The sequence below is a fragment of the Mesorhizobium sp. Pch-S genome (assembly GCF_004136315.1).
Classification (GTDB): domain Bacteria; phylum Pseudomonadota; class Alphaproteobacteria; order Rhizobiales; family Rhizobiaceae; genus Mesorhizobium.
Genome location: NZ_CP029562.1, coordinates 421,669 through 444,118, shown reverse-complemented (window position 1 = coordinate 444,118; position 22,450 = coordinate 421,669). Strand labels below are relative to the sequence as shown.

Genomic DNA, 22,450 nt, shown 5'->3' with positions numbered 1-22,450 from the left:
GATGACGTTGCCTGACCTGCCGCTCGATATCGATCTCGTGGTCGAGGCTGGCGTCTGGCCGTCCGAGGCAAGATTGCTTGGCCTTGTCGAGCGCGCCGCTGCTGCTGCCTTTGCCGAGCTCAAGCTGGCAGGAACGTCCGAGCTCAGCGTCGTTTTCACCGATGACGCCGCCATCCAGGCACTGAACGCGCAGTGGCGCGACAAGGACAAACCCACCAACGTGTTGTCCTTCCCGGCTTTTCCTCCGGCCAAAGGGGGCCGGCTGCCGCCGATGCTCGGTGATATCGTGCTGGCCGCCGAGACGGTGGCCCGCGAGGCGACCGAGGAGAAAAAGCCGGTCGAGAACCATGTCAGCCATCTGGTGATCCATGGCCTGTTGCACCTGCTGGGCTATGATCACGAGACCGATGACGAGGCCGAGGAGATGGAAGCGGTCGAGCGCGCGGCGCTGGCGAGACTTGCCATTCCCGATCCTTATGCGTAACTAAACATTCAATTGACCGGACGACGATGAACGAGAAATCAGAGACTGCCGCCCCCACGGACGTCGGCAGTGCCTTAAAGGCTTCCGGGAAGACGGAAGAAGCACCCAGTCCGAGTACCAGCTCCGGCAGTGTAGCGAGCGAGCCTTCTTCTGCCGGCCCATCCCTGTTTGAGCGCGTCCTGGGTCTTTTCCGCCAGCGCAACGGGACTTCGCTGCGCGAGGAAATCGCCGACGCGCTTGCCGAAACCGAGTCCGGCACGGAATCCTTCTCGCCCGGCGAACGGGCGATGCTCAACAACATCCTGCGCCTGCGCGAAGTTCGCGTCGAAGACGTGATGGTGCCGCGAGCCGATATCCAGGCTGTCGAGATCGGCACGACACTGGGCGACCTGCTGGTGCTGTTCGAGCAGTCCGGGCATTCCCGCATGCCTGTCTATTTCGAGACGCTGGATGATCCACGCGGCATGGTTCACATCCGCGACGTGCTCGCCCACATCACGCGCCTTGCGCGCGTCAAGAAACCGGGCCGGGCCAGCCGCAAGACGCCCGCTGCGGCACTTCTCAACCTTACCCAGGTCGATCTTGCCCGCACCATCGGCGATCTCAGCCTGATCCGGCCGGTGCTGTTCGTGCCGCCGTCGATGCTGGCTTCCGACCTGATGGGCCGCATGCAGGCGGCGCGGACGCAGATGGCGCTGGTGATCGACGAGTATGGCGGCACAGACGGTCTCGCATCGCTGGAAGACATCGTCGAGATGGTCGTCGGTGACATCGAGGACGAGCACGACGACGACGAGCCGATGATCACCCAGGCCGGCGACGGCATCTACGTGGTCGATGGCAAGGCGGAAATCGATGACGTCGCCAAGATGATCGGCGAGCATTTCGCGGCCGGTGAGCATGGCGAGTCGGTCGATACGATCGGCGGCATGATCTTCAACACGCTGGGTCGTGTGCCGGCGCGGGGCGAGGTGGTCCAGGCCATTCCGGGCTTCGAGTTTCACATCCTCGACGCCGATCCGCGCCGCGTGAAACGTGTCCGCATCATCGAAAGCCAGAAGGCGATCGAGCGCCGCCGCCGCGCGCGCGCCGAGCAGGCCTGAACTCTCGCAAATTATAGTTAGCTCTTGCGCTAAGTGTCCTGAAGTGATACTTAGCCTTATGGATCAGTATTCGACACATCTGGACGGAATTTTCCAGGCGCTGGCCGACCCGACACGGCGCGCGGTGTTGACGGAGCTCGGCAAGGGGCCGTCCAGCATCAGCGATCTCGCCAAGCCGTTCGACATGGCTCTGCCGTCGTTCATGAAGCACATCCACTTTCTCGAAGGCAGCGGCCTGATCCGCACGCAAAAGCAGGGGCGCGTACGCACCTGCGCCATTGAAACCAAGCAGTTCGGCATGATCGAAACCTGGCTGTCGGCGCAGCGCGCGGTCTGGGAAGGCCGCAACGACCGCCTGGAGCGTTTCGTTCTCGCTGAGCATGATCCCGAAAAGTTGTAGACTTTTTCGGACAACGATCATGCGGCAAACGAGCCAGAGCGAAATGCCGCGGCATTTCGTTCGGAACAGAACAAGGAGAAGCCGGAATGACCCAGACCGTGAATCCCGAGACCGACCTGACCCTGTCGCGCGTCATCAGGGCGCCGCGATCCGCCATCTGGAACGCATGGACCGATCCGGCCAGCTTCGCGCGCTGGTGGATACCGGCGCCGGCCAAATGCAAGGTCGAGAAGATGGAGCTTCGTCCAGGCGGCGCTCTCGTCACGCGCATCAGCGAGGACGGTGGTCCGTTCCAGCCGCATCTCGATGCCTGCTTCCTGGCCATCGATGAGCAGGAGCGCATCGTCTTCACCAACACGCTTACCGGGGGCTGGCGCCCCGCCGACCAGCCTTTCATGACTGCGATCATCACGCTGCGCGAGCATCCGCAAGGCACGGATTACGCGGCTCACGTCATGCACAGGAGCAAGTCTGAACGCGACATGCACGAAGAGATGGGGTTCCATGACGGATGGGGCACGGTAGCCAGGCAGCTCGCCGAACTGGTCGAGCCGTCCGAACGGCTCGTGCTCAAATCGGCGTGATGCCGGCAAGTGCCCGGCGTGGTCGGGACATGCCGGCATTTGGAGCGTGGGGCGTGGCCTGATACACCTTCGGCCATGATTCTCGCGACTCGGAAAAATGCATGGAGCGCCTCGCCGGCCGGATAGTTCTGCTCTGGGGTTGGCGACGCGCGCTGGCGGCCTTTCTGGCCGGCGCGCTGGCGGTTTTCGGACAGGCTCCCTATGATTTCTTCGCCGTCTGCTTCATTTCCTTTCCGGTTCTGGTCTGGTTGCTCGATGGCACCACGGGCGAGGTCTCCGGTGGTACCCTGAGGCGGCTGCGGCCGGCATTTGCTGTCGGCTGGTGGTTCGGTTTCGGTTACTTTCTCGCAGGCTTGTGGTGGATCGGACAGGCACTGCTCGTGGAAGCAGATGACTACGCCTGGGCACTGCCGTTCGCCGTGGTGGGCATCCCGCTTCTGCTGGCTTTCTTCTATGGTTTCGCCACTGCTGTTGCCCGACTTCTATGGAGCAGTGGCTTGGGTCGCATTGCAGCACTCGCCTTTGCTTTTGCCCTGTCGGAATGGCTGCGCAGCTTCGTCCTGACCGGCTTTCCCTGGAATGCGGTCGGCTATGCGGCCATGCCCGTTCCGTTGCTGATGCAGAGCGTATCGGCGATCGGCATGAACGGCATGACTGCGCTCGCAGTTTTCGTCTTCGCCATGCCTGCGCTGCTGGCCGGGCGGCGCAATCTTGCTGTGGGCACGATCCTGGCGTTGGCCTTGGTCTGCGCGCATCTCGGTTTTGGTTATCTGCGGCTTACGACACCAGTCCAGGCCGACAAGACGGTCGACGTTCGCATTGTCCAGCCGTCGATCGACATGCGGGAGAAGTGGGACGCCTCGGTACGCGATCGTATTTTCGCGACCTTGCTTGGCATGTCATCGAAAACGCCGGAGCCCGGCAAGAAAAAGCCTCAGCTGATCCTGTGGCCGGAAACCTCGGTGCCTTTCCTGTTCACCGAGCGGCCGGATGCGTTGACTGCGCTCGGCGATATGCTGGCCGACGGCCAGATGCTGATTGCCGGAGCGGTGCGGGAAGAAGGGGCGTCGGCCAATGCCGACACGCGCTACTACAATTCGGTGGTTGCCATCAACGACAAGGGAGAGATCGCCGATGCGTTCGACAAGATCCATCTCGTGCCGTTCGGCGAATATCTGCCTTTCGCTGATCTTTTGCGACGCGTCGGCATAGAACAACTGGTTGCCGGCCCGACGATGTTCTCCGCCGGAAACGACCGGCACCCGATTTTGCTGCCCGGTGCGATCCGGGGGCTGCCTTTCATTTGCTACGAAGTCATTTTTCCTGAGGAAGTGTCAGTTGACGCTGCGTCAAGTCAGCTTATTGTGAACCTTACCAACGATGCATGGTTTGGCGATACACCCGGCCCTTACCAGCATTTCCGTCAGGCACAGATACGCGCAGTGGAAAATGGAATGCCTCTGTTACGTGCGGCTAACAATGGCATCTCCGCAGCCGTAGATGCGCGCGGCCGAATCCTCGACGCGCTGGCAATCAATGCACGCGACACCATCGACCTGAGCATCCCTGTCGCATCGGTATCCGATGTCGTTTCAACCGGCCAACGGCGCGTTAACGGATATCTGATTATGCTCGCCCTCGCCCTGATTGCTTTCGTCTTTTCGGTAAGGCACAAGCTACCGGCGAATTGACAGCCAGTATTTTAGAAATCCATTATGGAGCGGTTGGCATCTTTCGCACGCTGTTGCTTTTCGGTGAGGTGGGAGCTCTGGTCAGAGGTTAGGCGTCAAAAAACACAAGAAGCCGGAAGAATTCGGCGAGGACAAGATGGTAGAAGAAAACAAGAAAAAACCAAACCCAATTGACACTCATGTCGGCAGCCGCATCAGACTTCGGCGTAACATGTTGGGAATGAGCCAGGAAAAACTTGGCGAGAACCTCGGAATAACTTTTCAGCAAATTCAGAAGTACGAGAAAGGCACCAATCGTGTCGGTGCCAGCCGCCTCCAGGCCATCGCTTCGATCCTGAGCGTACCTGTTTCCTTCTTTTTCGAAGACGCCCCGGGACAGGATGGTACCACGCGCAGCGGTTTCGCAGAGGACAACGCCATGGCTCTGGCGGCGGAGTTCTGCTCCACCCCGGAAGGACTTCAGCTCAACCGCGCATTCGTGAAGGTCGCTGACCCGAAGGTCCGCCGGCGGATCATCGATCTGGTGAAGTCTCTCGCCGGCGACGAAGCAGGCTAATCCAGCAGACGATTTTCCGCTGTTGCAGCGCAGCGGTCGGCTTCGCTCACGATCCGGCAGTCCCGGGTATTTTGTTCTATTGCCGTGCCTGCCTTCGGTATCCGTTACCCTGCAATCATCTTGACGAGTCTGGCGCGGCCCCGCTAACACGTGGCCCGCCAGATCGGCAGTCTGCCGATTGCTTTCTAGAGGGATCACCCGTGTCACGGCAGAATTATCTCTTCACATCGGAATCCGTTTCCGAAGGCCACCCCGATAAGGTGTGCGACCGCATCTCCGACGAAATTGTCGACCTCGTCTACCGCGAAGCCAAGAAGACGGGCATGGACCCGTGGAAGGTTCGCGTCGCATGCGAAACGCTCGCCACGACCAACCGTGTCGTCATTGCCGGCGAAGTGCGTGTGCCCGAGACACTGCTGAAGAAGGACAAGGCTGGCAATGTCGTCAAGGACGCCGCCGGTCATCCGGTCGTCAATCCTTCCAAGTTCAAGTCCGTGGCACGCAAGGCCATTCGCGCCATCGGCTACGAGCAGTCGGGCTTCCACTGGAAGACTGCCAAGATCGACGTGCTGTTGCACGGCCAGTCGCCTGACATCGGCCAGGGCGTTGACAACGCCGCCGATCGCCAGGGCGAGGAAGGTGCCGGCGACCAGGGCATCATGTTTGGTTACGCATGCCGCGAGACGCCGGACCTGATGCCGGCGCCGATCTACTACAGCCACAAGATCCTCGAACTGCTGGCCGACGCCCGTCACAAGAACCATGGCGATGCCGGCAGGCTCGGTCCGGATGCCAAGAGCCAGGTCACCGTGAAGTATGTCGACGGCAAGGCCGCCGAAGTCACGCAGATCGTGCTCTCGACCCAGCATCTCGAGGAAAGCTGGGATTCCAAGAAGGTGCGCAAGGTCGTGGAGCCCTATATCCGCGAAGCGCTGGGCGAATTGAAGATCGCCAACGATTGCAACTGGTATATCAATCCTACCGGCAAGTTCGTGATTGGCGGTCCCGATGGTGACGCCGGCCTCACTGGCCGCAAGATCATCGTCGACACCTACGGCGGTGCCGCTCCCCATGGCGGTGGCGCGTTCTCCGGCAAGGACACCACCAAGGTCGATCGGTCGGCTGCTTATGCCGCACGTTACCTTGCCAAGAACGTGGTGGCAGCCAAGCTCGCCGATCGCTGCACCATCCAGCTTTCCTACGCCATCGGCGTTGCCCAGCCGCTGTCGGTCTATGTCGACCTGCATGGCACGGGTTCTGTCGACGAGGCCAGGCTGGAAGACGCGCTGCGCAAGGTCATGGATCTCTCGCCTTCGGGCATCCGCCGGCATCTCGACCTCAACAAGCCGATCTATGCCAAGACCTCGTCCTACGGCCATTTCGGCCGCAAGGCGGGCCGTGACGGATCCTTCTCCTGGGAGAAGACCGATCTGGCCAGGGCGCTCAAGGACGCCGTGGCCGCCTGACGGCGGATGCCACCATGGAAGAGCAGGGCAGGCGCAGCCGGTTGAGTGAGGCTTTCTTCGGGCGGCGAAAGGGCAAGACCATCCGCCCGGCACAGGCCACGGCGCTCGAGAAAGGTCTCGAGCGCTACCGGCTCGACCTGAAACAGCCTGCACCGAAAGATCTGGGAAGCCTCTTTGAGGCTCCCGTTTCTTCCATCAGGCTTGAGATCGGTTTCGGCGGCGGCGAGCATCTGCGTCAGGAAACACGCACGCATCCGGATACCGGCTTCGTCGGTGCCGAGCCCTTCATCAACGGCATGGCCAAGATGATGATGGCGCTGGCGAAGGAGCCGGCAGGCAATCTACGCGTCTTCGACGACGATGCTGCCCTGCTGCTCGACTGGTTGCCGGAAGCGTCGCTCGACTGGATCGACCTTCTCTATCCCGACCCATGGCCCAAGAAACGGCACTGGAAGCGGCGCTTCGTGAACCCGGTCAACCTCGACCGTTTCGCGCGCGTGTTGAAGCCGGGCGGCAAGTTCTGCTTCGCCTCCGACATCGACACCTATGTCAACTGGACGCTGCAGCATTGCCGCGCGCATCCTGCCTTCGCGTGGCAGGCGCATGAAGCGGCCGATTGGCATACGCCTTATCCCGGCTGGGAAAGCACGCGCTACGAGGCCAAGGCAATCCGCGAGGGACGTCGCACCGCCTACCTCACATTTCACAGGATATGAGATAGGGCGGGCTGCTCGCCCCGTCGCCATCATGTCTGGAAGTACGGCCTGAGGTTTTTCCGAAGCCGCTCCAGCACGCTTCCCTCGGAAAGGTCGGGGGCAAACCTGTTTCCGGTAATCGCCTCATAGGCCTGCACGTAGATGTGCGAGGTCTGTTCGATGAGATCGGCAGGGATTTCGGGGATAGCATCCTTGTAGGGATCGCAGCGCGCTGTCACCCAGGCGCGCACGAAATCCTTGTCGAAGCTGCGCGGACGTTCGCCCGCCTCGAAGCTCTCGGCGTAGCTGTCAGCCAGCCAGTAGCGGCTCGAATCCGGAGTATGAACTTCGTCCGCGAGCACGATGCGGCCATCACGGTCGACGCCGAATTCGTACTTGGTGTCGACGAGGATCAGTCCGCGTTCGGCAGCACGCGCCTGGCCGCGAGCGAACAAGGCCAGCGCATAGCTTGAAACCGTATCCCATTGCTCTTCGCTCAGCAGGCGTTTGGCAAGGATGTCGGCGCCTGACAGCGGCTCGTCATGACCGCCGTCGAAAGCCTTGCTGGTCGGCGTAATGATCGGATTGGGCAGCTTTTCGTTGTCGCGCATCCCGTCCGGCAGGCGCATGCCGTACATGTCGCGCTCGCCACTGCGGTATTTGGTCAGGATCGATGTCCCGGTGCTGCCGGCCAGATAGCCGCGCACCACGATTTCGACCGGCAGGATGTCGAGCCGTGTGCCCACGACGACGTTGGGGTCGGGATAGTCGAGCACATGATTTGGACAGATGTCGGCGGTTTCCTCAAACCAGTATCGCGCCGTCTGCGTGAGCACCTGCCCCTTGAAGGGGATCGAGGTCAGGATGACGTCGAAGGCACTCAGGCGATCCGTGGCAACAATGATGCGGCGGCCGTCGGGCAGGTCGTAATTGTCGCGCACCTTGCCACGGTAGTAGTTCGGCAGTTCGGGAATGAAAGCATCCGACAATACGCGCGAAACTGTCATGCTGGGCGGTCCTTCGTGGGCAATTGTCCTTCGCTTAGTGCGGCTGCGGTTGGAGGGTCAAGGGGTGGAAACGCCACCAGCGCCCTCAGTCCACGACTGCCCGCACCGACCGCAAGGGTCAGCTTGCCGCCGAACAGCTCGGCGATTTCCTCGACGATGGGCAGCCCGAGCCCGCTGCCGGGCTTATCGGCGCCCGCACCGCGCGAGAACCGCGCCCGCACTGCCGCGAGTTTGTCTGGCGCGATGCCGGGACCATTGTCCTCGACCTCCAGCACTGCTTCTCGCCCGCCCGATACACGGACCGTGATTTCGGCTCCGCTGCCGGCATAGGCAATGGCGTTGTCGACGAGATTGCCGACCAGTTCGCCCACGAGCAGCGCTTCTCCCCGGATCGGGACAGGGTCGCCGCCCTCGAAGCCTAGGTCGGTGCCGGCAGCGTTTGCCTTCATCACGCGGTCGGCGACGCTCTCCATGGCGATTGCGGCAAGGTTGACCGATTTTGCATCGATACCGTCCGACGCAGCCGCCTCGATGCGTGCCAGGAGGAGCAATTGCGACAGCACATGCTCCGCCCGCACAATCGCCGCGTCGGCGGTCTGGGCGGCAGACTTGGCCTCTTCGAGCGATCTTGCGCGGCTGGCGAGCGCAAGTTGCGTGCGCACGATGGTCATCGGCGTGCGCAGCTGGTGGCTGGCATTGCCGGTGAAGTTGCGCAGGCCAGACAGGGCCGCTCCCAACCGCACCATGAAGGAATTCACCGTTTCGACCAACCCACGCACCTCACCCGGCACCCGATCATCGATGGGATGAAGGTCATCGGGACTGCGTTCGGCGATTGCCGCCCTCAACCGATAGAGCGGCTGCAGCGAGGCGTTGACGGCGAACCACGCGATCAATGCGGCGCCACCGATCAGCACCGTCAACCGCAGGGCAGAGTGCAGCAGGATGGTCTGGGCGAGCTGGGTTCGCGCAATCGTGGTTTCGGCAACGGTGACCACAAAGGGGATGGAATCGACGCCGGTCGAGGCCGAACGGGCAAGCGCCGCCAGTCGGATCGGTTCGCCGCGAAAGGTCGCGTCGGAGAACTGGGCTTTTTCGGGCGGAGGCGCTGGCATCGTCGGTAGCGTTTCGTAACCGGTGATGAACGTACCGGGCGGGCTGTCGACACGGTAGAACACCCGATCCTGTGCAGCCGACGTCAGCATTTCCAGCGCCACATAGGGTATATCGACTTCGAGGATACCTTCTTCGGACACGACAACACGCTCGGCAATGGCCAGTGCCGAGCCCGCAAGCACGCGGTCCGATGCGGCATTTGCCGTTCCGATCGCCTCGCGCCAGGTGTCGAGCAGGGCGATCAGCCCGATCGCGATCAGCGGCACGAGCAGCCAGAACAGCAGCCGACGGCGCAGCGAATAGGGCGCGGCAACGGCCATCAGCGGGTATCCCCCATATCCTGGCTACACCTTCTCAAGATAGTAGCCGATGCCGCGCGCCGTCCGCACGGTCACTCCGTAAGGGGCAAGCCTGCGCCGCAGCCGGCTGACATATTGCTCGATGGCGTTGTAGGACAGCTCCTCGTCGAAACCGGCCAGCGATTCCAGGATCGACTGTTTCGTCACCACTTTGCCGGCGCGCAGGAACAGCGTTTCCAGCAGACTGACCTCGCGGGCCGGCAGGTCGAGCGGGAGACCACCGCCGGAAAAACTGCGCGAGGTCAGATCGAAGGCCACCTCGCCGAACGAGACGGTCGACGATTTCAGTCCTGCATGACGTCGCAGCAACATGCGCACACGCGCTTCCAGTTCATCCACGTCAAACGGTTTGGTCATGTAATCGTCGGCGCCGAGATCCAGCCCTTTGATCTTGTCGTGCAGGTCGGCACGTGCACTGAGGATGAGCACGCCCGGCCCATCCTGGCGGGCGCGGATGTTCCGCAGAACCTGGAGCCCGTCCATGCCTGGCAAGTTGAGATCGAGGATGACCAGGTCGACCCGTTCGGCTGCGAGCACGGCCAGTGCCGATTGGCCATCGATGACATGATCGACCGCATAGCCGCTGCCTTTCAGCACGGCCACAAGACCATCGGCCAGGGTCTGCGTGTCCTCCACCACCAGAATGCGCAACGCAACTCCTCGCCGAAATCGTTTTGCCGAACCTAGAGCATGATCCCGAAAAGTTGCAGACTTTTCGGATGAAGATCATGCGCAAGGTAAAGAGCATGATCCCGAAAAGTTGCAGACTTTTCGGATGAGGATCATGCGCAAAGACAAAGAGACAGGCGGAGTACCGGTCCATCCTGACCGCATTCTGCGCCGGCAGACTTTCGTGCGCAGCAAACCGCCACAATGAGCGACGCTTGTGGATGATCGCGGGCTCGGGCAAGTTGGCCGCCATGCGTTTTCTGTTCTTTGCCCTGCTGGTTCTGTTTTCGAAGCCTGCGGCGGCTGAGACAACGCTTTTCCCTGCTCTCAACGGTGATACCGGCGCGCGCACGCTGGTCGTCTATTCGGCACTCGATGCACCTTTGGCCAAGGGGATGATCGAGGGGTTTCGCCGCGCCAATCCCGCTATCGCCGTCCGCTATGAGGAATTGCTGACCGGCGATATCTATACCCGTATCATCGACGAGACCAACGCCGGCCAGAAGACCGGCGACGTCGCCTTTTCGTCCGCGATGGACCTGCAGGTCAAGCTCGCCAATGACGGCTATGCGCAGGAAAGCAATATGCCCATGAGCGCGCGTTGGCCGCGCTGGGCGAACTGGCGCAACACCGCTTACGCGTTGACCTTCGAACCGGCGGTGTTCGTCTACCATAAGCCGAGTTTCCGCAACGCTTCGCCGCCGGCGACGCGCGCGCAGTTCGTCGACTATCTCGAGCGCAATGCAGACGCGGTTCAGGGCAAGATCGCCACCTACGACATCGAGCGCTCCGGCGTCGGCTTCATGTTCATGGCGCGCGACCAGGAGCAGTTTCCCGACATCTGGTCGGTGATCCGCAGCATGGGGAAGGCCGGCGTGAAGCTCTATTCGAGAAGTGCCGCGATCCTGGAACGCATCGCCGATGGCCGCGCGGTGCTGGGTTACAATATCCTCGGCTCCTACGCGACGGATTGGGCAGCGCGCAATCCTGACGTCGGCATCGTCATGCCGAAGGATTATACCGTTGTCATGTCGCGCATCGGTCTTGTGCCGAAGGCGGCGGCATCGCCGGATCTCGGGCGTGCCCTGCTCGCCTACTTCATGTCGGCGGAGGGGCAGACCATCATGGCGCGCGATCTGCACATCGCCGCGGTCAATCCGGATGTGTCCGGTGAAAACACGGCCAATGCCATCCAGGCGACAATGGGCGCGCAGCTGCGGCCGGTTCCGGTAAGCCCCGGTCTTCTCGTCTATCTCGACCAGGTCAAACGCAACCGCCTGGTCGAACGCTGGAATGCTGCTCTGCAGGGCCGCTGACCACGAAGCGGTGGCAAAGCCATCATGTTTGGGTCATGATCGCTCCGCGGGCGGGATGTCAGTCAGATGTCAGCTTGCTCGGTTAGCATTTCTGTCGGTCTGGCTGTTGGAGGCGGCCGGGCCTGCAGGTCTGGGAGGAGAGGGACCATAACGGCGCCGCAGCGAAGGCAGCAGTCTTCGGCGCGCCGCTTGAACCATCATTCTCCCAGGGTTGTCTCGACGCGACGCCGATCGTGCGGCGCGAACCAATGCGAACATGACGTCAGCCGACCCCAATGGGCTGCGTCTCAAGGGAGAGAGACCGTGAAGAAATTCCTTCTGGCGACCATCGTGGCGAGCGTGATGGCCATTCCGGCCTTCGCCGCCGATTACAAGATCATGGCTCCGGCCGCACCTGGCGGCGGCTGGGACCAGACCGCGCGTTCCATGCAGACCGCTTTGCAGGACGAGAAGATTTCCGGCTCGGTGCAGGTGACCAACGTGCCCGGTGCAGCCGGTACCATCGGACTTGCGCAATTCGTCAACCAGGCCAATGGCGATGCTTCGCAGCTGCTCGTCGGCGGCTATGTGATGGTCGGCGGCATCCTGACCAACAATTCGCCAGTGACGCTCGATCAGGTGACGCCGATCGCGCGCCTGACCGGCGAATATGAAGTGGTGGTGGTGCCGGCAGCTTCCGACATCAAGGACATGGCCGGTCTGATCGCCAAGCTCAAGGCCGATCCGGGCTCGGTCTCGTGGGGTGGCGGCTCTGCCGGCGGAACCGATCACATCACTGCGGGCTTGATCGCCAAGGCGGTTGGTGTCGATCCCACCAAGGTCAACTACATCGCCTTTTCCGGTGGTGGCGAGGCACTTGCTGCCCTGCTCGGCAATCAGGTCACTGTCGGTATCTCCGGCTATGGCGAATTCTCGGAGCAGGTGAAGGCCGGTACGCTGCGCCTCATCGGCATTTCCAGCGAAAAGCCCGTTCCAGGCGTCGAGGCGCCGACCTTCAAGGAAGCCGGTGTCGATGTCGCCATCCAGAACTGGCGCATGGTTGCCGCGGCGCCCGGCATCAGCGCCGAGCAGAAGACGGCGATCCTCGCCGATATCGAAAAGATGGTGAAGTCCGCTGCCTGGCAGAAGATCCTCGCCGACAAGGGCTGGGAGAACACCTATCTGGCTGGTGACGAGTTCACCACGCAGTTGAAGAAGGACACCGAGCTCACGGCTGGTGTGCTGAAGGACATCGGCCTGGTCAAATGAGCCAAGACACCTCCAAAAAACTGTCGCGCCGCCCGGATTGGGCGGCGCTTGCCATAGCGGTCGCATTGGCCGTGGTGGCCATCGTGGTTGTCTGGTCGACGGCCCGGCAGGCCGGTGCTGCCAGCTACGCCCGCATCGGCCCGACCACGTTTCCCTATGTGATCGCAGGGGTTTTCTTCATTCTGGCGATCTGGACGGCGGGCGAGGCCTGGCGCGGCGACTTCCCTGAGCGCGAACAGCAGCAGATAAGCCCGATTCTCTGGATCGTCGGCGGCCTGGCGGCGCAGATGCTGCTTTTGAAGGTTGCCGGGTTCTCGATCGCAACCGGACTGCTGTTTGCAGCCACGGCACGCGCCTTCGGCAGGGGGCCTTTGTGGAAGACGATACCGCTCGGCATCGTGCTTGCCTATGTCATCTGGGTGATCTTTGCGCGCGGCCTGTCGCTTTCGCTGCCGGCTGGCCCACTCGAACATCTTCTGTTTTGAGCGGAATTAGGGGACGACGCCCATGACGACGTTCGAGCTTCTGGCGCACGGGCTTGTGGTTGCCCTGCAGCCGATGAATCTTCTTTATGCGCTGATCGGCGTGACCTTGGGCACCGCCGTCGGTGTCCTGCCGGGCATTGGTCCGGCGCTGACGGTCGCGCTGCTCTTGCCGGTTACCTACAAACTCGACCCGGCCGGTTCGCTCATCATGTTTGCCGGCATCTATTACGGCGGCATGTATGGCGGCTCGACCACGTCGATCCTGCTCAACACGCCCGGTGAGAGTTCTTCGATCGTCACTGCGCTCGAGGGCAACAAGATGGCGCGCGCCGGGCGTGGTGGTCCCGCCCTTGCCACCGCGGCTATCGGGTCGTTCGTCGCAGGTCTGATCGCCACCATTGGCCTCGCCTTCATCGCGCCGGCAGTGGTGAAACTGGCGCTTTCTTTCGGTCCTGCGGAATATTTCGGGCTGATGGTGCTCGCCTTCATGACCGTGTCGGCGGCTTTTGGCGAATCGACGCTGCGTGGCCTGACCTCGCTGTTCATCGGTCTGCTGCTCGGCCTGGTCGGCATCGACCTGCAGACTGGCCAGGCTCGGCTTGCTTTCGGCATTCCTGACCTGCTCGACGGCGTCGAGGTGACGACGCTGGCCGTCGCGCTGTTTGCGATCGGCGAGGCCCTGTCCGTGGCAGCCGCCAGGGGAGGCGATTCGACCATTCAGGCGATCAAGGGTTCGGTCTGGATGACTCGCGAGGACTGGCGTCGATCCTGGAAGCCGTGGCTGCGCGGTACGGCAATCGGCTTCCCCATCGGCGCCATGCCGGCCGGTGGCGCGGAGATCGGTACCTTCCTGTCCTATTCGGTGGAAAAGCAACTGGCGGAGAAACCGGAGGAATTCGGCAAGGGCGCCATTGAGGGCGTCGCCGGACCCGAGGCCGCCAACAATGCTTCCGCGGCGGGCACGCTGGTGCCATTGCTGACGCTAGGCCTGCCGACGACGGCGACTGCCGCCATCATGCTGGCCGGTTTCCAGCAGTTCGGGCTTCAGCCGGGGCCGTTGCTGTTCGTCAGCAATCCGCAACTGGTCTGGGGCCTGATCGCCAGCCTGCTGGTGGCCAACCTGATGCTTCTGGTTCTGAACCTGCCCTTGATCGGACTTTGGGTGAAGCTGCTCACCATTCCGACGCCATGGCTCTACGCAGGCATCCTGATGTTCGCGACCCTCGGCACCATCGGTGCCAATCCGTCGACATTCGAACTCGGCATGCTGCTGGCTTTCGGCCTGCTCGGCTATGGACTGCGGCGCTTTCACTATCCGATCGCGCCCGTGGTGGTGGGATTGATCCTGGGGCCGCTCGCCGAACAGCAATTACGCCGCGCGGTCGCCATCAGCCAGGGCGATCCTTCGGTGCTGTTCCACTCGTGGATTGCGATAGGGCTTTGGGTGCTCGCAATTGCGGCGGTGGTGGTGCCGCTCTACCTGCGCTGGCGGGGCAAGGACCAGGTCCTGTCGCAGCTTGGCGGCGACAGCGACTGAGGCGACTCTTGTGCCCGGTGGCTTCGAGCCCGCCGGCTGGATCTATCGGAGCGGAGGCTGATGCCTCCGCTTTTCGTATCTAGATGCGGCGGATCTTGGCGAATTCGACCGGGTCGATGCCGAGACGACGAAGATCATTGCCCTTCGGCGCCCGATTGCCTTCCACGGCGCCGGCTGCGTTGATCGCGCTGCCGACGATGTCGATCAGGTTGCGGATCGCGGTTCTGCTGGTACGCACGGTTTTGCTCCATCTCTTTGCGCAGCTTTTTGCTGCGCTGCACAAAAGATAGGATGCCGGCGGCTGGTCTAACAGGGCTTCGAAGGCAAGGCTGCCATGCAGGACGCGCATGGATGAGGAAAGCGCTCCCTGTTTCTTGCCAGCCTTGCATTTCGCCGCTGCCATTGCTATATCGGCTTCAAATTCTTGGTCGGTATGACGAAGAGTGGGTCCACCCGGTCCCGCTCTTTTTTGTTACCGGCCGTCGCCAAGAGATTCGAGCAGCGGACACCGGATGACTTCAAGCCAGGCCGATAGCGACGACCGTATCATCCGCGAAAGCGGTATCGATGCCCGCATCGCCATCATCGTCGAGCCCGTTTTGCGCGGCATGGGCTTCCGTCTCGTGCGTGTACGCCTGTCGGGTCAACACGGTCTGACGCTGCAGATCATGGCCGAGCGCGAAGACGGCACCATGACCGTCGAGGATTGCGAAGAAGTCAGCCGGGCGATCTCGCCAGCGCTCGATGTCGACGATCCCATCGAGAAGGCGTATCATCTGGAAGTGTCTTCGCCCGGTATCGACCGGCCATTGGTTCGCACATCGGATTTCGTTGCCTGGGCCGGTCATCTGGTGAAGCTGGAGACCTCGGTCCTCGTCGCCGACCGCAAGCGCTTCAAGGGCAAGATCGCGGAAGCCGATGCCGAAGGCATCCTGCTGGAGCGCGACAAGGCAGCTTACGGCGAAGAGCCGACAGTACGCATTCCTTATGAGGCGATCGCCGAGGCCCATCTCGTGCTGACCGACGATTTGATCCGCGAAGCCCTGTCGAAGGACAATCGGGCCCGCAAGGATGCCAAGAAACACCGCGGCGACGCTGATGCCGCAGAAGAAACCGAAGCTGAGAAGTGAATGAGCGGCTGCCGGTCAGGCGGCCCTGTTCAGGGAGACTAAGATGGTTGTAAGCGCCAACAGGCTCGAACTGCTGCAGATTGCAGATGCAGTCGCGCGCGAAAAGTCGATCGACAAGTCGATCGTGATTGCCGCCATGGCCGATGCGATCCAGAAGGCCGCGCGTTCGCGTTATGGTCAGGAAACCAACATCCGCGCCGACATCAACCCGAACACCGGCGAGATGAAGCTGCAGCGCCTGATGGAAGTCGTTGAAAACGTCGAGGACTACGCCACGCAGATTTCGCTGTTCTCTGCCCGCGAGCGCAATCCCGATGCGCAGCTCGGCGATTTCATCGCCGAACAGCTGCCGCCGATGGATTTCGGCCGCATCGCCGCGCAGTCGGCCAAGCAGGTCATCGTGCAGAAGGTGCGCGAGGCCGAGCGCGACCGCCAGTATGACGAATACAAGGATCGTATCGGCGAGATCGTCAACGGTACCGTCAAGCGCGTCGAGTACGGCAACGTCATCGTCGATCTCGGCCGCGGCGAGGCGATCATCCGCCGCGATGAGCTCATCCCTCGCGAAAACTACAAGTACGGCGATCGCGTCCGTGCCTATGTCTATGACGTGCGTCGCGAGCAGCGCGGCCCGCAGATCTTCCTGTCGCGCACGCATCCGCAGTTCATGGCGAAGCTGTTCACCATGGAAGTGCCGGAAATCTACGACGGCATCATCGAGATCAAGTCGGTCGCCCGCGACCCGGGCTCGCGCGCCAAGATCGCCGTCATCAGCCGCGATTCCTCGATCGATCCGGTCGGCGCCTGCGTCGGTATGCGTGGTTCGCGCGTGCAGGCCGTCGTCGGCGAGCTGCAGGGCGAAAAGATCGACATCATTCCGTGGTCGCCCTCGGCGGCATCGTTCATCGTCAACGCCTTGCAGCCGGCGGAAGTCGCCAAGGTGGTGCTGGACGAAGATGCGGAACGCATCGAAGTGGTGGTGCCGGACGACCAGCTGTCGCTGGCCATCGGCCGTCGCGGCCAGAACGTGCGCCTTGCCTCGCAGCTGACCGGCTGGGACATCGACATCCTGACCGAGCAGGAAGAGAGCGAGCGTCGCCAGAAGGAATTCGTCGAACGCTCCAATCTGTTCATGGAAGCCCTCGACGTCGACGAAATGGTCGGCCAGGTGCTGGCATCGGAAGGCTTCACTTCGGTCGAGGAAGTCGCCTATGTCGACGCTGGCGAGATCTCGTCGATCGACGGCTTCGACGACGACACCGCCACCGAGATCCAGAATCGCGCCCGCGAGCACCTGGAAAAGGTCGAGGCCGAGCACGATGCCGCCCGCAAGAAGCTGGGCGTCAAGGACGAGCTGCGTGAAATCCCGGGCGTGACCACTGCCATGATGGTGACGCTGGGCGAAGACGGCGTGAAGACCATCGAGGACTTTGCCGGCTACGCTGCCGACGATCTCGTCGGCTGGAAAGAGCGCAAGGACGGAGAGACCAAGGTATTCCCGGGCGTGCTTGCCGCGCACGGTATTTCCAAGACTGAAGCCGAGCAGATGGTTCTGGCGGCGCGCCTCAAGGCTGGTTGGATTTCCGAAGAGGAAGCCCAGGCCGAGGCCGCTGAAGCCGAAACCACCGGCGCGTAAGATGAGACCGGCCGGAGCAACCCTTGTCCGAGATGAACGATCGCACCTGCATCGTCACAAGGAAGACCGCCGAAACGGATGATCTGATCCGTTTCGTCGTCGGTCCGGATTCGGCCGTCGTTCCAGATCTCAAAAGATCATTGCCTGGTCGGGGCTGCTGGGTCAGCGCCGACCGCGCCACTGTCGACAAAGCCTCTGCCAAGGGGCATTTTGCCCGCGCCTTCAAGAAGCAGGTCATCGTTCCGCCGGAACTCGGCGCGATGGTCGAGGGCTTGTTCGTGCGCTCGGCCCTGGGCGCGCTCGGCTTGGCCCGCAAGGCCGGCGCTGTTGCGCTCGGCGCCGCCAAGGTCGATAGTGTCGTGCGCTCCGGCAAGGCGGCACTTGTCCTGCATGCTTTCGAAGCCTCCGATGATGGAGTGCGCAAGATCACCCAGGCACGCCGGGCGACCGCCCATCTCGGCGGCCCCGCTATTCCCGCATACAAACTTTTCGCGGAAGCGGATTTGGGTTTGGCATTGGGGGGGACAAATGTGATACATGCTGCCGTTCTCGCGAGCGACGCGGGTAAGGCGGCCGTGAAGCGCATGGTTGCGCTCGACCGTTACCGGGGCGGTTCCCCGGACGATCTGGCAATGATTGCGGCTGTTGCCGGCGATGATGATGCCGCAGAGGATATGGAATGAGTGATACGAATTCGGGCGACGACAAGACGCTGAGTGTTACGCCCAAGAAGACATTGACGCTGAAGCGCCCGGGCATCGAGCAGAGCCCGTGCGCCAGAATTTCTCGCATGGCCGCACCAAGCAGGTCGTGGTCGAGACCAAGCGCAAGTTCGTGAAGCCGGGCGAGCAGCAGCCTGCTCCGGCCCCGCAGACGGTGTTCACGCCGAAGCCGGCTGCGCCTCAGCCCCAGCCTCCGCAGCCGCAGGTTCAGGTCCAGCCCCAGCAGGTTCAACCGCAGCCACGGCCGCAGCAGCAGGCAGCGCCGGTCGTGCAGGAGCAGCGTCGTCCGACGCCGCCACCGCAGCCCGATCGTGGCGGCATGGTGCTGAACGAGCTGTCGCGTGGCGAGATGGAGGCCCGTCGCCGGGCGCTTGAGGGCTCGCAGGCACGCGAGATGGAAGATCGCCAGCGTGCCGCCGAGGATGCCAAGCGTCGCGCCGATGAAGAGGAACGCCGCAAGCGCGAGCGCGAGGATTCTGCTCGCCGTCAGGCCGAGGAAGAGGCTCGTATCAAGGCCGAGGCCGAAGCACGTCGCCGTGCCGAGGAAGAGGCACGCCGTCGCGCGCCGCAGACTGCCGAGCAGGCAGGGGGTGACGAGGAGGAAGAAGCCAAGCCGCGTAACCGTGGTAGTGCTCCGTCGTCTGCTTTGCCGCCGCGCCGTCTCGCGACGCCCGAACTGGCGCGTCCGGCCAAGCCGACCAAGGCCGAGGAAGATCGCCGTCGCGGCAAGCTCACGCTCAATACGGCGCTGTCTTCGGAAGATGGTGATGCGCGTGCGCGCTCGCTGTCGGCCATGCGTCGTCGGCAGGAGAAGTTCAAGCGCGCGATGCACAATGAGCCGCGCGAGAAAGTCGTGCGTGAAGTGACGCTGCCTGAAACCATCACGATCCAGGAACTGGCGCAGCGTATGTCCGAGCGCGCGGTGGACGTGGTCAAGTATTTCATGAAGCAGGGCCAGATCCTGAAGCCGGGCGACGTCATCGACGCCGACACGGCCGAGCTGGTGGCTTCGGAATTCGGTCACACCGTCAAGCGCGTCGCCGAGTCGGACATCGAGGAAGGCCTCTTCAACATCGCCGATCGCGACGAGGATCTCGTCTCGCGTCCGCCGGTGGTGACCATCATGGGTCACGTCGACCACGGCAAGACTTCGCTGCTCGATGCCATCCGTCATGCCAATGTGGTGTCCGGCGAAGCCGGTGGCATCACCCAGCATATCGGTGCCTATCAGGTGGAGAAGGACGGCCAGAAGATCACCTTCATCGACACGCCTGGCCACGCCGCCTTCACGGCGATGCGTGCTCGTGGCGCCCAGGCCACCGATATCGCGATTCTGGTCGTCGCAGCAGACGACAGCGTCATGCCGCAGACGATCGAATCCATCAGCCATGCCAAGGCGGCTGGCGTGCCGATCATCGTGGCCATCAACAAGGTCGACAAGCCGGCTGCGGACCCGCAGAAGGTGCGTACGCAGCTTCTGCAGCACGAAGTGTTCGTCGAATCGATGGGCGGTGAAGTGCTCGACGTCGAAGTGTCGGCCAAGACCGGCGCGGGCCTCGACAAACTGCTGGAAGCCATCTTGCTGCAGTCCGAAATCCTCGACCTCAAGGCCAATCCCGACCGCACGGCGGAAGGCGTTGTCATCGAGGCTCGCCTCGACAAGGGCCGTGGTCCGGTTGCCACCGTTCTGGTGCAGACCGGCACGCTGATGCCAGGCGAAATCCTGGTTGCCGGCAACGAATGGGGCCGTGTGCGTGCGCTGGTCAACGACCGCGGCGAGCACGTCCAGGAAGCGCCGCCGGCAATGCCGGTGGAGATCCTCGGTCTTCAGGGGACACCGCAGGCTGGTGACCGTTTCGCGGTCGTCAACAACGAAGCGCGTGCCCGTGAGATCACCGAGTATCGTCAGCGCCTGGCTCGCGACAAGGCGGTTGCCAAGCATGCAACCCAGCGCGGTTCGCTGGAGCAGATGATGTCGCAGCTTCAGGCGAGCGGGTTGAAGGAATTCCCGCTCATCATCAAGGGCGACGTGCAGGGTTCCATCGAAGCGATCGTTACTGCACTGGACAAGCTCGGCACCGACGAGGTGAGGGCGCGCATCGTCCATGCCGGCGCCGGTGCCATCACCGAAAGCGATGTCACGCTGGCCGAAACCTCGGGTGCGGCAATCATCGGCTTCAACGTCCGCGCCAACGCGCAGGCCCGGACCGCCGCCGAGCAGGCGGGCATCGAAATCCGCTACTACAACATCATCTACAACCTGGTGGATGACGTTAAGGATGCGATGTCGGGTCTGCTTTCGCCGGAGCGTCGCGAGACCTTCCTTGGCAATGCGGAGATCCTCGAGGTCTTCCACATCACCAAGATCGGCAAGGTTGCGGGCTGCCGCGTCACCGAAGGCCGTGTCGAACGCGGTGCGGGCGTACGCCTGATCCGCGACAATGTGGTCATCCACGAAGGTACGCTGAAGACGCTGAAGCGGTTCAAGGACGAAGTTCCGGAAGTTCCGGTCGGCCAGGAATGCGGCATGGCCTTCCAGAACTACGAAAACATTCAGGTCGGCGACATCATCGAGTGCTTCCGCGTCGAGATGGTGACCCGCAAGCTCTAAGGGCCTGGCGAAAACGGGAGGGCGGCTTCAGCCGCTCTCCCTTGATGACAACCGTGGCTGCGGTCCCACTCCGCAAACGGATTAGGTCGGCTAATGTTCGGGGTCACCCGCATCGATCCACCTAAGATCCGGCCAATGGCTGGACGGCCTCATGTGATTGTAATTTCTAGGCAAATGGCCGGCGCGCCATTGCAATCACCTGTCCGTGCAGCTTTCACATCCGAGAGATTGAAATGAATAGACAGCAATCCAGCGGCCCTTCCCAGCGCATGCTCCGTGTCGGCGAGCAGGTGCGTCATGCCCTGTCCGATATTCTCCAGCGCGGTGACGTGCGTGACGACCTCATCGAGACGACCGTCATCTCGGTCTCGGAGGTGCGGATGTCTCCTGATCTGAAGATCGCCACTGCCTTCGTGGCGCCGCTTGGCGCCAAGGACGACAAGGCGGTTGTCGAGGCGCTGAACCGCAATGCCCGCTTCATTCGCGGGCGTATGTCGCCCGCATTGCGACAGATGAAATACATGCCGGAATTCCGCTTCCGGCTCGACACCAGCTACGACAATTTCTCGAAGATCAACGAGTTGCTGCATTCGCCGGAAGTGGCGCGCGACCTCGGCCACGATGAGAATGACAAGGACAAGGAGAACGACGAGTAATGGCGCGTCGCGGTAAGAAGAAGGGCCGACCGGTTTCCGGCTGGCTGATCCTGGACAAGCCGGTCGGCATGGGGTCGACCGAAGCGGTGTCGAAGGTGAAATGGCTGTTCCAGGCGGAAAAGGCCGGACATGCCGGCACGCTCGATCCGCTGGCATCCGGCATGCTGCCGATCGCTCTCGGCGATGCCACCAAGACCGTGCCCTATGTGCAGGATGGCGCCAAGATCTACCGCTTCACCGTCGCCTGGGGGGAGGAGCGCAGCACCGACGATCTGGAAGGTCCGGTGACAAAGAGTTCGGACATGCGTCCGAGCGAGGCGGATATCCGCGCGCTGCTGCCCAACTACACCGGCGTTATCATGCAGACGCCGCCCCAGTTCTCCGCCATCAAGATCGCCGGCGAGCGCGCCTATGATCTCGCTCGTGATGGAGAGACGGTCGAGATTCCGGCACGCGAGGTCGAGATCGGTCGGCTCGATATCGTTGAACATGGCAGTGACCGCACCATTTTCGAGGTCGAATGCGGTAAGGGCACCTATGTGCGTTCACTGGCGCGCGACATGGGACGCGACCTCGGCTGCTTCGGTCATATCGCGGACTTGCGTCGCACCGAGGTTGATCCCTTTACATCCGAGGACTTTGTCACCATCGCTGAACTGGAGGCGGCGCTGCCACCTGCGGCGGAAGGTGACGATGCCCCGTTCTCCGATACCGAACGCCATGCCGCCCTCGACGATTTCCTGATCGACACCGCTGCCGCGCTGGAATGCCTGCCGCAGGTCGCCATCAGCGATGATGCGGCCACGAAGATCAGGCTTGGTAATTCCGTCATCATCCGCGGTCGCGATGCGCCGCTGGAGGCGGAAGAAGCCTGTGCGACCGCACGTGGCAAGCTGGTCGCCATTGGCGCCATCGAGCAGGGTATGTTCAAGCCCAAGCGGGTTTTTGCGGGCTGAGGCCCGTTTCACCACAGCACGCA

Annotated in this window: 21 protein-coding genes and 1 pseudogene; 18 read left to right on the top strand and 4 right to left on the bottom strand. The window is 62.4% G+C overall.

Features of this window, described 5'->3' with window-relative positions:
* Nucleotide 1 precedes the first annotated feature (1 nt).
* The 8 genes from ybeY to C1M53_RS02050 all read left to right on the top strand — a co-directional run bounded on the left by ybeY (nucleotide 2) and on the right by C1M53_RS02050 (nucleotide 7,000).
* Nucleotides 2-484: an rRNA maturation RNase YbeY gene (gene ybeY, locus C1M53_RS02085; protein WP_129410723.1), complete on the top strand. Its 483-nt coding sequence runs from the start codon at nucleotides 2-4 to the stop codon at nucleotides 482-484.
* 26 nt (nucleotides 485-510) lie between these two features.
* Entirely contained in the window at nucleotides 511-1,587 is a 1,077-nt protein-coding gene (locus C1M53_RS02080) for a hemolysin family protein (RefSeq protein WP_129410722.1), read from the top strand.
* A gap of 58 nt (nucleotides 1,588-1,645) precedes the next feature.
* Complete coding sequence (locus C1M53_RS02075) at nucleotides 1,646-1,987, top strand: metalloregulator ArsR/SmtB family transcription factor (protein WP_129410721.1); 342 nt, start codon at nucleotides 1,646-1,648, stop codon at nucleotides 1,985-1,987.
* Between the two features lie 86 nt (nucleotides 1,988-2,073).
* Complete coding sequence (locus tag C1M53_RS02070; protein ID WP_129410720.1) at nucleotides 2,074-2,571, top strand: SRPBCC family protein; 498 nt, start codon at nucleotides 2,074-2,076, stop codon at nucleotides 2,569-2,571.
* A gap of 101 nt (nucleotides 2,572-2,672) precedes the next feature.
* Nucleotides 2,673-4,262: an apolipoprotein N-acyltransferase gene (gene lnt, locus C1M53_RS02065; RefSeq protein ID WP_129410719.1), complete on the top strand. Its 1,590-nt coding sequence runs from the start codon at nucleotides 2,673-2,675 to the stop codon at nucleotides 4,260-4,262.
* 136 nt (nucleotides 4,263-4,398) lie between these two features.
* Nucleotides 4,399-4,818 carry a helix-turn-helix domain-containing protein gene (locus tag C1M53_RS02060; RefSeq protein WP_129410718.1) on the top strand — a complete coding sequence of 140 codons (420 nt, stop codon included), beginning with the start codon at nucleotides 4,399-4,401 and terminating at the stop codon, nucleotides 4,816-4,818.
* 200 nt (nucleotides 4,819-5,018) lie between these two features.
* Nucleotides 5,019-6,284: a methionine adenosyltransferase gene (gene metK, locus C1M53_RS02055; protein ID WP_129410717.1), complete on the top strand. Its 1,266-nt coding sequence runs from the start codon at nucleotides 5,019-5,021 to the stop codon at nucleotides 6,282-6,284.
* Between the two features lie 14 nt (nucleotides 6,285-6,298).
* Nucleotides 6,299-7,000 carry a tRNA (guanine(46)-N(7))-methyltransferase TrmB gene (locus C1M53_RS02050; protein ID WP_129410716.1) on the top strand — a complete coding sequence of 234 codons (702 nt, stop codon included), beginning with the start codon at nucleotides 6,299-6,301 and terminating at the stop codon, nucleotides 6,998-7,000.
* Nucleotides 7,001-7,029: 29 nt separating this feature from the next.
* Here C1M53_RS02050 and C1M53_RS02045 read toward each other — a convergent pair whose 3' ends face one another.
* Genes C1M53_RS02045 through C1M53_RS02035 form a run of 3 tightly spaced genes read right to left on the bottom strand, consistent with a single transcriptional unit; the run spans nucleotide 7,030 to nucleotide 10,112 of the window.
* Nucleotides 7,030-7,986 carry a phosphoribosylaminoimidazolesuccinocarboxamide synthase gene (locus C1M53_RS02045; protein WP_129410715.1) on the bottom strand — a complete coding sequence of 319 codons (957 nt, stop codon included), beginning with the start codon at nucleotides 7,984-7,986 and terminating at the stop codon, nucleotides 7,030-7,032.
* Nucleotides 7,983-9,422, bottom strand: a complete 1,440-nt coding sequence (locus tag C1M53_RS02040) for a sensor histidine kinase (protein WP_129410714.1) — start codon at nucleotides 9,420-9,422, stop codon at nucleotides 7,983-7,985. Before C1M53_RS02040 ends, C1M53_RS02045 begins: the two co-directional genes overlap by 4 nt.
* A gap of 24 nt (nucleotides 9,423-9,446) precedes the next feature.
* A complete protein-coding gene (locus C1M53_RS02035) occupies nucleotides 9,447-10,112 on the bottom strand; it encodes a response regulator transcription factor (protein WP_129410713.1) in 666 nt (221 codons plus the stop codon).
* A 269-nt stretch (nucleotides 10,113-10,381) separates the two neighbouring features.
* Here C1M53_RS02035 and C1M53_RS02030 point away from each other — a divergent pair, with 269 nt between their 5' ends.
* The 4 genes from C1M53_RS02030 to C1M53_RS02015 all read left to right on the top strand — a co-directional run bounded on the left by C1M53_RS02030 (nucleotide 10,382) and on the right by C1M53_RS02015 (nucleotide 14,716).
* Nucleotides 10,382-11,446 (top strand): ABC transporter substrate-binding protein, encoded by a 1,065-nt coding sequence (locus C1M53_RS02030; RefSeq protein ID WP_129415979.1) that lies wholly within the window; start codon nucleotides 10,382-10,384, stop codon nucleotides 11,444-11,446.
* Nucleotides 11,447-11,749: 303 nt separating this feature from the next.
* Nucleotides 11,750-12,694, top strand: a complete 945-nt coding sequence (locus C1M53_RS02025) for a tripartite tricarboxylate transporter substrate binding protein (protein ID WP_129410712.1) — start codon at nucleotides 11,750-11,752, stop codon at nucleotides 12,692-12,694.
* Entirely contained in the window at nucleotides 12,691-13,179 is a 489-nt protein-coding gene (locus C1M53_RS02020; RefSeq protein WP_129410711.1) for a tripartite tricarboxylate transporter TctB family protein, read from the top strand. Before C1M53_RS02025 ends, C1M53_RS02020 begins: the two co-directional genes overlap by 4 nt.
* A gap of 22 nt (nucleotides 13,180-13,201) precedes the next feature.
* Nucleotides 13,202-14,716, top strand: coding sequence for a tripartite tricarboxylate transporter permease (locus C1M53_RS02015; RefSeq protein ID WP_129410710.1), 1,515 nt, complete (start codon nucleotides 13,202-13,204; stop codon nucleotides 14,714-14,716).
* 79 nt (nucleotides 14,717-14,795) lie between these two features.
* Here C1M53_RS02015 and C1M53_RS31565 read toward each other — a convergent pair whose 3' ends face one another.
* The gene (locus C1M53_RS31565) at nucleotides 14,796-14,954 is read right to left on the bottom strand and encodes a hypothetical protein (RefSeq protein WP_165358018.1); all 159 of its coding nucleotides are present in this window, start codon (nucleotides 14,952-14,954) and stop codon (nucleotides 14,796-14,798) included.
* Nucleotides 14,955-15,228: 274 nt separating this feature from the next.
* Here C1M53_RS31565 and rimP point away from each other — a divergent pair, with 274 nt between their 5' ends.
* The 6 genes and pseudogenes from rimP to truB all read left to right on the top strand — a co-directional run bounded on the left by rimP (nucleotide 15,229) and on the right by truB (nucleotide 22,427).
* The gene (rimP, locus tag C1M53_RS02010; RefSeq protein ID WP_129410709.1) at nucleotides 15,229-15,846 is read left to right on the top strand and encodes a ribosome maturation factor RimP; all 618 of its coding nucleotides are present in this window, start codon (nucleotides 15,229-15,231) and stop codon (nucleotides 15,844-15,846) included.
* A gap of 43 nt (nucleotides 15,847-15,889) precedes the next feature.
* A complete protein-coding gene (gene nusA / locus C1M53_RS02005; protein WP_129410708.1) occupies nucleotides 15,890-17,482 on the top strand; it encodes a transcription termination factor NusA in 1,593 nt (530 codons plus the stop codon).
* Nucleotides 17,483-17,514: 32 nt separating this feature from the next.
* Nucleotides 17,515-18,165 carry an RNA-binding protein gene (locus C1M53_RS02000; RefSeq protein WP_129415978.1) on the top strand — a complete coding sequence of 217 codons (651 nt, stop codon included), beginning with the start codon at nucleotides 17,515-17,517 and terminating at the stop codon, nucleotides 18,163-18,165.
* Nucleotides 18,162-20,815: pseudogene (gene infB, locus C1M53_RS01995) on the top strand (translation initiation factor IF-2). Before C1M53_RS02000 ends, infB begins: the two are co-directional and overlap by 4 nt.
* A 233-nt stretch (nucleotides 20,816-21,048) precedes the next feature.
* Complete coding sequence (gene rbfA / locus C1M53_RS01990) at nucleotides 21,049-21,471, top strand: 30S ribosome-binding factor RbfA (protein ID WP_129410707.1); 423 nt, start codon at nucleotides 21,049-21,051, stop codon at nucleotides 21,469-21,471.
* The gene (truB, locus tag C1M53_RS01985; RefSeq protein WP_129410706.1) at nucleotides 21,471-22,427 is read left to right on the top strand and encodes a tRNA pseudouridine(55) synthase TruB; all 957 of its coding nucleotides are present in this window, start codon (nucleotides 21,471-21,473) and stop codon (nucleotides 22,425-22,427) included. Before rbfA ends, truB begins: the two co-directional genes overlap by 1 nt.
* Nucleotides 22,428-22,450 lie beyond the last annotated feature (23 nt).